The 12,705-nt window shown below is 37.6% G+C and carries 9 protein-coding genes; 2 read left to right on the forward strand and 7 right to left on the reverse strand.

Translation table 11 applies throughout. The features are described from left to right. Positions 1-134: 134 nt before the first annotated feature. The 5 genes from dapA to uxaC form a co-directional block, all read right to left on the reverse strand. Entirely contained in the window at positions 135-1,019 is an 885-nt protein-coding gene (dapA, locus tag IEX65_RS22060; RefSeq protein ID WP_188769403.1) for a 4-hydroxy-tetrahydrodipicolinate synthase, read from the reverse strand. A 285-nt stretch (positions 1,020-1,304) separates the two neighbouring features. After that, positions 1,305-2,579 carry a serine hydrolase domain-containing protein gene (locus tag IEX65_RS22065; protein WP_188769405.1) on the reverse strand — a complete coding sequence of 425 codons (1,275 nt, stop codon included), beginning with the start codon at positions 2,577-2,579 and terminating at the stop codon, positions 1,305-1,307. 112 nt (positions 2,580-2,691) lie between these two features. Beyond that, the gene (locus IEX65_RS22070; RefSeq protein WP_188769408.1) at positions 2,692-3,126 is read right to left on the reverse strand and encodes a nuclear transport factor 2 family protein; all 435 of its coding nucleotides are present in this window, start codon (positions 3,124-3,126) and stop codon (positions 2,692-2,694) included. A 37-nt stretch (positions 3,127-3,163) separates the two neighbouring features. Further along, on the reverse strand, positions 3,164-4,456 hold the full coding sequence (locus IEX65_RS22075; protein WP_188769410.1) for an MFS transporter: 1,293 nt from the start codon (positions 4,454-4,456) through the stop codon (positions 3,164-3,166). Between the two features lie 127 nt (positions 4,457-4,583). After that, on the reverse strand, positions 4,584-5,984 hold the full coding sequence (gene uxaC, locus IEX65_RS22080; RefSeq protein WP_188769420.1) for a glucuronate isomerase: 1,401 nt from the start codon (positions 5,982-5,984) through the stop codon (positions 4,584-4,586). Positions 5,985-6,228: 244 nt separating this feature from the next. Between uxaC and IEX65_RS22085 the strand changes: the two genes are divergently transcribed. Further along, entirely contained in the window at positions 6,229-7,851 is a 1,623-nt protein-coding gene (locus IEX65_RS22085; RefSeq protein ID WP_188769422.1) for a zinc-dependent metalloprotease, read from the forward strand. A 67-nt stretch (positions 7,852-7,918) separates the two neighbouring features. Next, positions 7,919-9,361 (forward strand): hypothetical protein, encoded by a 1,443-nt coding sequence (locus IEX65_RS22090; protein ID WP_188769424.1) that lies wholly within the window; start codon positions 7,919-7,921, stop codon positions 9,359-9,361. A 64-nt stretch (positions 9,362-9,425) separates the two neighbouring features. On the opposite strand, the gene IEX65_RS22095 is transcribed toward IEX65_RS22090, so the two are convergent. Next, a complete protein-coding gene (locus tag IEX65_RS22095) occupies positions 9,426-11,336 on the reverse strand; it encodes a glycoside hydrolase family 88/105 protein (protein ID WP_188769426.1) in 1,911 nt (636 codons plus the stop codon). Positions 11,337-11,348: 12 nt separating this feature from the next. Next, on the reverse strand, positions 11,349-12,701 hold the full coding sequence (locus tag IEX65_RS22100) for a glycoside hydrolase family 88/105 protein (protein ID WP_188769428.1): 1,353 nt from the start codon (positions 12,699-12,701) through the stop codon (positions 11,349-11,351). Between the last annotated feature and the right edge of the window lie 4 nt (positions 12,702-12,705).

The following is a 12,705-nucleotide window of genomic DNA, read 5'->3' on the forward strand; positions in this document are numbered from 1 at the left end:
ATGTTTTTTTGGAAATACTTTATAATCAAGCGTTTAGTAATGAGAAGTATCTAATAAAATCTTGCTTTTTTGATATAAAAAAATCCACGAAAATTATTTCTCGTGGATTTTGTATGACTGTATTGATGTGCGTATTACTTCCAAAAGCCTTCAGCAATCATGGCTTTTTCGAGTTTCGCTCCTAATTCGTCAGATGCTTTTACCAATGGTAAACGTACTTCCGAACTACAAATTCCTTTTATTTCGCAACATTTTTTGATACCAACAGGGTTAGACTCTACGTATAGTAGCGTATCAAAATCAACGAATCTTTGTTGAATTTCGGCTGCTTTCTCGAAGTCTCCTTTCAAAGCTGCCCAAGTGAGTTCGCCAAATTCTTTCGGAAACGCATTGGCTATCACCGAAATAACCCCACTAAAGCCCATGCTAATTGAAGTCGTTACGAGGTTATCATCACCCGAAAGTAATAAGAAATCTTCAGGGCAGCGTTTCGTTAGCTCAATAGCATTTTCGATACTACTTGCATCTTTAATACCAATAATGTTTGGGTGTTTGGCCAATTCTAAAACCGTTGGAATTTGAATGTGCGTAACCGTACGGCCAGGTACGTTATATAACAAAACTGGCACAGGCGAAGCATCAGCAATAGCTGTGAAGTGAGCAATCAAACCCGCTTGTGATGGTTTATTGTAGTACGGACAAACCGATAAAATAGCCGAAACTCCACTCAAATCAGTGTTTTTGATGGTTTCGAGTACTACTTTTGTATTATTTCCACCCAAGCCATATACGATTGGGAGATTCTTTGGATTATTTTCTTTCGCAAATTTCAGTAAATCTGCCTTTTCTTGAGCAGTTGTGGTTGAGGTTTCGCCCGTTGTACCTTGCACAACGAAGTAATCTACGCCTCCTTCGCTCGTAGTTTCGAGCAAACGACGCAAACCATCGTAATCAATTTCGTGGTTTTGGTCAAATGGTGTAATCAGAGCGACACCTACGCCCATCAATGGATGTTCCATTATTTTAATGTTAAATTTTCGTGCTGTAAAATTCGGTAGAAAATTGTATTTAAGAAAGATTATCGCCCGAAAAGTTTAAGTAAAATATGATTTTATTCCTACTGTAATATTTTGTGGGTAGAATAAATGTGGCGACCGTCGCTCGGCACACCTGTAAAGATTTAGATAGATTCTGAGGTATGCCACATTTGGGCGTTCGTCATAATATTATTCTATTTTCCAAAATACTTCATGATTTCTTCTGATAATCAATCACAATAATCATAAAAATCAAAATTCAGACATTTAAAGCATCGACTGATAAACCAAAATTCTGAATTTACGTACGATTTCGGAATAATGAGCATACGGATGTACATTTGTAAAGACCAACATGATGGTTTCTTCTTTTGGGTCGATGGTGTATTCTGAGCAGTACATTCCACCCCAAGTAAGCGAACCAGCTGTGGCGTTATCACCGTAGTGCGACTCGGGCGTGATGATTTGCAGCCCCAAACCAAATTTATCTTGTCTGTCCCATACAAAACTTTCACCAATTTGATTTCTGCCCATGATTTCTACCGTTGAGCGAGCCAAAAGTCTTTTACCGTTAAACTCGCCTTTATTGAGAATAAATTGGCAGATTTTGGCATAATCTTCAATCGTGCTAAGCAAACCTGCTCCACCGGAAAAATAGCTTCTTTCGCCAGAAATGGCATATTTTCGGTAAGTTTCGTTGGCATGAAGGCTTAGTTTATCAGTTACGTTTCCTTTAGAGTAAAGTTCTACTAAACGAGAAGCTTTGGCATCGGGCAAATAGAAATGCGTGTCGTTCATGCCGAGTGGGTCAAGCACTTTTTTGCGTAGATATTCATCAAACGACATTCCCGAAAGTACCTCAATCAGTCGGCCGAGTACATCCGTATTTAGTCCGTAAACGAATTGCGTACCGGGGTCGGCAATGAGTGGACGAGCCGCAATTTTATCAACTACATCTTTCAAAATATCTTTTTCGGTCGAACAGAAAAAAGGTACTTTGAATTCGGGTAAATCTTGCAAAGCGTGTTCGTACGGAATCCCTGCCGAATGACTCATTAATTGGCGAATTGTGATTTCAGATTTGGCTGGGCGAGTGATATATTTACTTCTATCCTTTTCGTCATAACTTACCAAAACTCGTGGATTTTTGAAGGCAGGAATGTATTTCGAGATGGGTTCATCGAGAAAGAATTTTCCTTCTTCAAAAAGCATTAAAAGTCCGACCGTAGTAATCAGTTTTGATTGTGAGGCAATTCTGAAAATATCATCTTTTTTGAGCGGAGTTTTTGTTTCAAGATTGCTATATCCAAAAGCTTTATAATGAACAATTTCCCCCTTTTTTGCTACGAGCGTAACAATATTTGGGGCAATTCCTTTATCAATTACTTCTTGAAAATGAGCATCTAAACGCTTCAAACGTTCGCTCGAAAATCCAACTTCTTCGGGCGTTTTAGCTACCGTAAGCGACTGCGGAACTTGGGCTTTTATTCTCGTAATGAGAAACAGAAATAGGAAAGAAAGGAGAATAGATAGGTTTTTCATTGAGGAGTTTCGTTCGGGTTTTTGTTTCTACAAATATACAAAAAAAGTTGCCTGTGCGAACACAAGCAACTTTATGAAATGGACAAGTCGGGAGGGGAGACTTGTGTTATGTTTAATTTACGAGTTTCAACGACTGCCAAGTATTTAACTGCCAGCCCTTTTTACCATTTTTGTTATAGACAACTGTGTAACGTAATGGTAGAATAGTTGGTTTTCCGCTGGCAGTACCTTGAGTAATAGTTACTTTTCCGTTTACTACTGCAGTTTTGCCGTAATCACGTACGATAATTTCTTCTACATCAATTTTATCATACACACTTTTACCATCTCTGATTGATTGAATGTATGCTTGCTTATTATCTTGTTTTCCGCTTGAATGCGTGTAAACCAAATCATCGGCAAAGACTTTTTCGAGAAAATCAAAATCCTTTGAAACTTGAGCGGCAAAGCGTTTGCGTTCGAGTGCTTCAACATCAGCTTTGGTGTTTTGGGCCAAAGCTGTTTGCCCAATTATGAGCGATAAAGCTAAAATTAGTATTTTTTTCATTTTGTAAATGCTTTTAAAACTGTACCTATTTGACTAATTAAATATCAACTTTATTCATGCGTGGTACTAAAAAGTGCATAATGAGCCATGCCAATAAATATGCTCCCGCACAAATTGCAAACATGATATAATAGGCCGTTTCGATTTGATTGATACTACGGTAGTAAACAAACATATTTTTTTGAACAGCCCAAGTGAGCAAAATACCTCCTAAACCACCAGCCATTCCGCCGATGCCAACAACCGAACCCGTTGCTTTTTTAGGGAACATATCAGATACTGTTGTGAAAATATTAGCACTCCATGCTTGGTGAGCCGAAGCTGCAATACCAATCACAAAAACCGCCAACCACATATTTACTTGACCAGCCAGTTGCGAAAATATAACAGGAAGCACAAATAAGGCGAAAATGAACATCGAAGTTTTGCGAGCCTTGAAAACAGGCATTCCACGGTTGATAAATGCCAACGGCAAATAACCGCCACCGATACTACCAACGGTAGAAATAATATAAACCACCGCCACAGGAACTGAAATTTCGATGAGCGAAAGTTTGTATTGGCTTTGCAAGAAGTCAGGCAACCAGAAAAGATAAAACCACCAAACAGGGTCGGTCAAGAATTTACCCAAAGCAAAAGCCCAAGTTTGGCGGAAGCCCAAAAGTTTCACCCAAGGCACTTTTTCTTCGTTTTTGATATTTTCTTCTTCCTCTTTATCAGAGTGAATGTAATCATATTCTGCTTTTGTAAGTTTCTTAGAATCTTTCGGTGAAGTATAGTAAATCTGCCACAAAACCAACCAAATAAAACCAATGATACCTGTAATAATAAATGCCCACTGCCAACCCCAAACCACAGCAATTGCAGGAACGGTCAGCGGTGCTACGATTGCCCCAATGTTTGTTCCCGAATTGAAAATACCAGTGGCCAATGCACGCTCTTTTTTAGGAAACCATTCGGCCGTAGATTTGATAGCCGCAGGAAAATTACCCGCTTCGGTAAGACCCAAACCCGCACGAGCAATCATAAACCCAAATGCCGAGTTTGCCAATGCGTGTCCGACTGCCGCCAAGCTCCAAAGTCCTGTTGCCCAAGCGTAGCCTTTTTTAGTTCCGAGTTTATCAACGATACTACCCGCAATGAGCATACCGAATGAATAAAAGATTTTGAAGGTAATTTCGATGTTAGCGTAGTCGCCATCATCCCATTTGAGTTCTGTTGATAAAACAGATTTTAGTAAGCTAATTACTTGTCGGTCAAGGTAATTAACCGTTGTTGCAAAAAAGACCAATGCACAGATGGTCCAGCGGTACTTTCCGATTTTTTCCATATATTTTTTAGGGTTGAATGTTTTTGGCTGTTAGCAATTAGCGATTAGCTTTTAGCCTTAAAACGTAACTTGAAAATGTTCAATTCTTTAGCTAAAAGCTAAATGCTAATCGCCAAATAGCCAGTGTTCAAAATCCAAAATAATCTTTTGCGTTGTTGTAGCAAATATTTTGTACGATTTGACCAGTCCATTTAATATCGTTCGGAATTTCACCATTTTCGATGTCATTTCCAAGAATGTTACACAAAATACGGCGGAAATACTCGTGACGAGGGAATGATAAGAAACTTCTCGAATCAGTCAACATTCCGATGAAACGACTTAGCAAGCCCATATTTGAAAGAGCATTGATTTGTTTTTCCATGCCATCTTTTTGGTCGAGGAACCACCAGCCCGAGCCAAACTGTACTTTTCCTGCAATCGAACCATCGTTGAAATTACCAATCATGGTAGCGATGATTTCGTTATCGGCTGGATTTAAGTTGTAAATAATGGTTTTAGCCAGTTGGTTATATTCGTCTAATCGACCTAAGAATTTAGAAAGAGCAATGGCTTGCGAATAATCTCCGATAGAATCCCAGCCTGTATCAGGCCCCAAAACTCTCAATGCACGGGTATTATTATTGCGTAAAGCTCCTAAGTGGAATTGCTGTGTCCAGCCCAATTCGTGGTACATTACACCCAAAGCATGCAAAATAGCCGATTTGAAAATCAAGGCTTCTTCCGAACTAAGGTTTTTACCCGAAATCGCTTTTTGAAATGCAGCATTGGCTTGCTCAGGCGTGAAATCAGCGGCGTAGATTTGCTCCAGACCGTGGTCGCAGAGTTGGCAACCGTTGCTGGCGAAGAAATCGGCACGTGTACGGAGGGCTTTTAATAAATCTTCGTAAGTGTTGATTTCAAAATTAACGATTGTACCCAATTTCTGTACGTAAGTAGCAAAGTTCGGATTTTCAATCAAGATAAATTTATCAGGACGAAACGCTGGTAACATCTTGATTTTTGCCGAAGCATCTTTGTGGTAAGCTTGGTGATATTCGAGCGTATCGAGTGGGTCGTCGGTTGTACAAACCACCTCAACGTTCATCTTACCCAATAAATTTCTTACTGAATATTCGGGCGATTGAATCTTTGCCGTACAATCATCATAAATTTTTTGTGAAGTGGCAGGGCTTAAAACTTCATGAATACCAAAATAACGTTGAAGCTCTAAGTGTGTCCAGTGATACAACGGATTTCTTAAAGTATAAGGCACAGTTTCTGCCCATTTTTCAAACTTTTCGTAATCGGTAGCATCGCCCGTACAGAATTTTTCGTTGATGCCGTTGGTTCGCATGGCTCTCCATTTGTAGTGGTCGCCATAGAGCCAAACTTGTGTGATATTCCCAAACACTTTGTCACCCAAAATTTGGTCAGGCGGCAAGTGATTGTGGTAATCAATGATAGGCATATCTTTCGCATACTCGTGGTAGAGGGTGCGTGCGGTCTTGGTTTGTAACAGAAAATCTTCGTCTAAAAACGTCTTCATTCTTTATTTAAAAATACATTGATTTCAATTAACAAAACTATTGAGTTTATTTTGTTTATTTTGCTATAATATTTCTTTTTTTAATACTATTTTGATAAAGAAAATTATCAACTGTAATTTTTTTATTATTTCTTGTTGATTGTGTAATTAAATACGGAATTGACTACGGAGTTATTAAGATTGCTTCTTTCACTGCTCAAAAAACTCATAAAAGTGGGAAATAGTCATTTCAAAATACTAAACTATGAAAAAGTTACTCATATTTCTACTCATTGTATCGAATTCTGTAATTGCACAAACAATTATTAGCTTCAAGTCGAATAAAATTCAAGTGGATAGAAAGAAACAAGAATTTGGTGAAATTGAACAAAAGGGTGATGATTTTATTGGAAAAACTATTCTTCAATTAGACGATGAAAAAATCAATTTATCGTTTACAAAAAGTCCGATAAAAAACTATAAAAACGTTATTTATACACAAGGAGAAGCATTAAGCGAAGTTGAAATATTTGTAGATTGCTCACAAACAACTAAGTATTTTATGGCCACAATCAATAAGCAGTTTTATAGCTTATTGATGCTGGAGAATGACAATTTGAGTCGGCTCGAAAGAGTAAAAAATGACGTTTCGGTTTACAAGAAAAGCACATTTATTGAAGAGCAAATCAAAGAACAAATAGATGTAGATTTGCCCTCAAAGCAAGATTTGACAAATCTTAGAACAAACAATGTAAGTGGCTGCGTTGAGTTTCCGATTGCTTTCATCGTAGATTTTGCTCAATACCAAAGGTATGAGGGTGTAGAAAATGGCAGAGCCAAATTGGAAGCTGATAATCTACTGAAAATAGCCGCCGTACAAGAACTTTTTGCACCTTATGCGTTTAATGCCAGAATAAATTTTAAGGTTATCGGACAAATGGTTTTTGATAAACCAGGAATGTCGCCTTGGCCAGAAGATGATAAGAAAATTAATTTAGGGCAACTGATAAATTATGCTGCAACCGCTATAAAAAAACCTTTAGCGTGGCAAAATAGTAAGTTACTCATTACGATGATTATAACAGGTGTGGACTACGAATCGCCTAATATTTATGGTAGAGGGGGAAGCAACCCGAAAGAATCTGATTTAGGGCAAGCAATCGTGAAAGGTTTTCTGGATAATGAAAGGCTAACATGGGTTATGGCTCATGAATTGGGTCATGTCTTTGGTGCATCGCACGATGATGGCTCTATAATGGCTCCGCTTTATGAGGGGCGTGGATATAATTTTAGTTTAAAGAGTAAGGCTGAAATCAATGCCGTATTGAATAATTTGGATACGAATAAATGGTTGAATATATGTCCAGAAATATTGTTGAATTGGGATACTAAAAGTGATAGTTTGGTGTTTTTTTGTCAGACAAGCCATGATAAAATAGGCGATTTTTTTACACTTGAATACAGCGAAGACAAAACCCAAAATTGGACTAAGATAATAGAAATTAAATCAAGTGAGAAATTCAAGTACCAATTTATCATACCCCCAAAAAAAGAATATATTGCGGGATTGTATTTCAGAGTTCGACAAAGCGGAATAAATAATATTATTTCAGAGGCTGCTTATATTTTACTAACACCAACAGAAGATAATAAAACTACGACAATACCAGTTGTTTTTTTAGATAATAAAAATAATAAGTTGATAATTAGGTCTTTACAAATAGAGGAGGTGAAAGTATACGATATTTATGGAAGACAATTATTATACGAAAATAGTATAAATCATGAACACAGCATTGACCTAAGTATGTTTTCTACTGGGATTTATATCGTCATATTAGAAGGAAAATCGGTGTTTACTTACAAGGTTTTCAAAGGATGGTATTAAAAATATTTATTAAAAGTGATTAAACGGCTCAGTTTTTGTCACAACACACATAGCTAATTCCAAAAATATGAAAAAAATCTATTTCCTCATTTGCTTTCTTTCTTTTAATTTTTGTTTTTCACAAGGTTTTCAAGCTCCTGAATACCTCTGCACTGCTGAGTCAAACATAAATTTTTACATTCTTGAAACATACAAGGATTCAAAATCAAATGAATATATTATTTTTGGTAAGATAAATAGTGAAGATTCTCTTGATATCTACATACAGAAATACAATGTTCAAGAAAAACCAGTTTTTGAGGGATGCGGTAAGTACATTACATCCACAACCTTAGATATAGCAAATATTAGCATAGGTGTTTTAACTGTTGTAAGATGTATTACAGATGTTAATGATAATATTTTCGTTTTTATAAGTGTGCCTAAAGGGGTGGAAGGTCCATATACCACCTTTAATCTTCATTGTTATAAAATTGATTCAAACGGAAATTCTTTGTGGGCAAAGATAGGAAATGACCTAACTGCAACTTCAATTTATATTTTCATTCACGATATAGAGGCAACCGCTGATGGCGATATTCATTTGATTTATCAGTTTTCAGAATACAATAAACTTGGTTACATCAGGGTTACAAACAATGGAAACTTAAGATTTCAACCAAAAGACTTGGGGGCGGTTAAGTATGATGACCTAATCAATCCTGAAATAAATGACCATAAGAAACATTCCTTTATTTTCAAAAACTCTTTAGGTGAGGTAGTAATCGCTAAAGCAAATTATGAATATTCTGAGGAGGAGAGTCGATTGATTTTCGAGGTTTCAACATATAAAGTAGATATTTTAGGCAATGTAACGAAACATATTATTGATAACGATTCGAGATTTATACAATTCAATAAAATCGAGAATGAACTTTATCTTATCGAAAACATAGGTGATAAGTTCTATATGTATAAATTTAATTCTGAAAGTTTCGTCAGTACTGTTCCAACCTTAGTTTTTGACGAAAAACCTTTTCAGCAATTAAAGAAAAAAGGTACAAACTATTTTTATTTTTACAGAAAGGCTGGGAAAATTTATATTCAAAAGCTAAACGAGAACTCAGAAAAACAATTCCCAAATAGTGGTGTCGAAATTCCAAATATTTCATTTTCAATATCACCATTACAAGCTTTTGATAATTTTCCCGACGAAAAAGGAGGTGTTCATGTTGTTTTTGTTGATGAAAAATATAAAATCATTGATGGTGGATATAATATATTAGGACGCTATGTAAGCTATCAGTACATAAACGCTTTCGGAATCCTTCAAATCCCTTCTGAGCTACATATTTATTATCCATGTGAATACACATCTATAGATATAGGAATGGGTTTTTATGATGAAAAAGATGGGTCGTTAAATGCCTATATTACATCCAGCTCAGATGTGAATGCTATAACACGCCACAATGTGCTTTACGCTTATAATCCTATTTGTCCAAAGTATCAAATTACCAAGAAAAAATAAACTTCCGTCTTGGTAATTTGATTAAAACTGTAATTTTAAAATCAAAATATTTTGCAGTGAAGAACTATTTCACTCCCAAAGACCATTTGGCCAAATCTTTGGCGGCACTAAAGTTTTCGTAAATGACTGGAATTCTGCGTCCGTCGGTATATTCATTATATAACCACGGGTCACCCACTATGAACACGCTTCCTTTGCCAACTTTGGCAGTAGCAATGATATTATCACCACCTTCACCAACAATAGTTTTAGCTGGTGACTCCACATTGAGTGTTACTAATTCTTTGATATAGACCAATTTTGTATTCTTGAAAACTGGATTTCCGGCAGGAATATCTACTCGACCTTGTTCCCATTTAGTACCTTGAACCATATTACGGCTTTTGTTCGTAAACTCAACGCCAAAAGCTTTGGCCAATTCATTGAAATGCGGAATCTCGCAGTTTGCAGTATCGTTGGCCATCATAATGAGTGTTCCGCCTGCTTTTACCCAATCGCTAATTGCCTTAATATCAGGTTTTTCTACAAAATTTGGCTTGGCAGTTTCTTTTTTCGTGTCGGGGTCAACGATGATATAAACATTTACACCTTTAAGATTTACCGCTGTCGGAGCTGCTGAAATTGTTTTAAGTTTCGCTCCCAATTCTTGGTAAATTTGTCCCCAAACCCAAAAGCCTGAGTGCATACGGTCGTCCCAAGTGTAATGGAAAGATTCTTGATTTCCGTTCAAATCTTTTCTGAATTCATTATTGAAGTAATTATCGACGGCTACGGTTTTTCCTTTGCCCAAAGCATTTTCAGCAGCAATTTCCATTTCTACACTTGCAAAAATAAATGGACCAACGCCTTTTAAATCATTTTTCTTGATTGGTTCGCTTAAATAATATTCGTAGCTACCATCACGGTATGGAGTTCCGCCTAAACCGCCAACACTTACGGTTTTGTTGAGACTAATTGTGCCATCGGCTTCTTTTTCTACAAATTCTTTCAGCATTCCTGCGTAGCCTTTCTTAGCAGCAGCTAAATAAGTGGCTGGTAAATAGCCTTTACGCACTCCTTTGGCAAGTGTGTAAACAAACATGGCCGAACCAGATGCTTCCAAATAATTACCTTTGCGAGTGCCGAGTGCAATCATCTGATACCAAACGCCTGATTTTGGGTCTTGGTATTTGACCAAAGCAGGAGCAAGGCGTTGAAGATATTTAATCAAATTAGCTCTTTCGGGGTGATTCTCTGGGAAGTAATCAAGCACATCGACCAAGGACATGGCGTACCAGCCAATCGCACGACTCCAAAAATGGGGTGATAGTCCAGTTTTTTTGTCTGCCCATTTTTGCTCTTTGCTTTCGTCATATCCATGATAAACCAAGCCAGTTTTGGCATCTACTGCGTATTTTTCAATCAAAGCAAACTGTTTGGCAATATCATTGAAATGTTCGGGTTTGTTGAAAATTTTGCTGTATTCGGCAGCGAAAGGCTCACACATGAAAAGGCCATCGAGCCACATTTGAAATGGATAACGTTTTTTGTGCCAATAGCCACCTTCGTTGGTTTTTGGTTGATTTTCGATTTGTTTCCAAAGTAAATCGGCTGCTTTGATGTATTTTTCTTTATCTGGTTGCGATTGTTGGGCAAGCATCAATAAAGCACGGCCAGTTGGTACATTATCCAAATTAAAATCGTCGTATTTGTAAGTACGAATACTTCCATCTTTCTGCACATAACGGTCTAAATCTTTACGAATATATTCAAAATATTTGCCATCGCCCGTGCGATACCATACTTTTTCGAGTGCTTTGAGCATCAAGCCTTGCTCGTAGTCCCAGGCGGCGGGTTTGCCTTCTTTCACCGCAATAGAATCTTTATGACGGCTTATGAAAGATTCCGCCATCAATACAGAATATGACTGCCCCCAAACTCCTAAAGGGGAGTTAAGAATAAATAATAAGTAGAAAAATAGTTTTTTAGTATTCATTTTTTGATTGAATTATTTAGTCAACATTATTGCACTATCGTTGAGAGCGAATTTTTTGTTTTTGATTAAATTAATGATTTCTGCACCTGCAAAAAGTGTTGGGCCATAGCCATGTGCAGCATAGACATTTACTGGGCGGTAATAATAAAATGCTGGTTCAAAGCCCATACCTGTGCCTACGCACACGCCTTCTACTTGTCCTTTTTCGCTCACTTTGGTGGCTACGGCATTCCAGCCGAGAAGTGCCATTGGGCCATAAGTTGCGGCATCGAGCCAACCTTCGTTGATACCTTTGGCGATGCAATAAGTATAAATTGCCGTTGCCGAAGTTTCTAAATAAGTATCATTTTTATCAAGTAATTGATGCCAAAAACCCGTGCCTGTTTGGTAAGAAGCCAAACCTTTGGCGTGGGCTTTGTATAGAGCTAAAACTTCGGCACGACCTTTATGGTCTTTTGGTAAAATATCAAGCACTTCGGTTAGGGTAAGAATTGCCCAACCGTTCGCTCTTCCCCAGTGAAATTCTGGGTGAGTTTCCATGCTTTCTACCCAGCCGTGCATAAAAATACCTAAGTTTTTATTGAACATTCGTTTTGAGAATTGCAAGATTTGTTTCACGGCTTCATCGTAGTATTTTTTGTCGCCGGTAAGTTTTCCCATTTGAGCGAGTGCAGGCACGCCCATAAACATATCATCGAGCCAAAGTGTGTTTTTTAGCGGACGATTACGTGCCAAAGTACCATCGGCCAAACGGTATTCTTTTGTATAAATGTAATTGAGGTAATTATCAATCAGTGGGCGAACGTTATCTTTTACCAGACCATCACGCATTGCCTTAATCATCGAAACCGACATTGCTCCGCAGTCATCTAAGGCGTGAGGGGCAATTACCTGACGCAATGGCATTCCCGAACTTATCGGAAACTTGGCTTTGATAATTGGTGTAAGTTCTGCCAAGAAGTTGAGGCGTTGCGTTGTATATTGAGCAAAACGAGGGTCGCCTGTGGCTTTGCTGGCCGCTAACATTGCGGCATAAGTTACGCCCCACTCGTAGCTTGTAAGGCTAAAATCTCCTCGGTAAACGGTGGCGTTTGTATCTATCTTCGAGAAATCTTTGATTTCTTCTTTTGTTACTTTATTGATAACCCTTGTTGGTGTAACGGCATCTAAATAGCCATGAATTCGGTTCAATACCTGTGTAACTTCTTCAATTTTCGGACTTCCGTAAGGGGTCGGATAATCAGGTTTTGCTGTATGCAAAGACTCTGAATGTAAGGTAGAAGCTGGTGCTTGAACTTGGGCAAAACTTAGATTTGATAAGCAAAATGCTACTAAAATGAGCGATTTTTGAAACAATTTAATCATTAGG

This window comes from Emticicia aquatilis, from assembly GCF_014644295.1.
GTDB classification, from domain to species: Bacteria; Bacteroidota; Bacteroidia; order Cytophagales; family Spirosomataceae; genus Emticicia; species Emticicia aquatilis.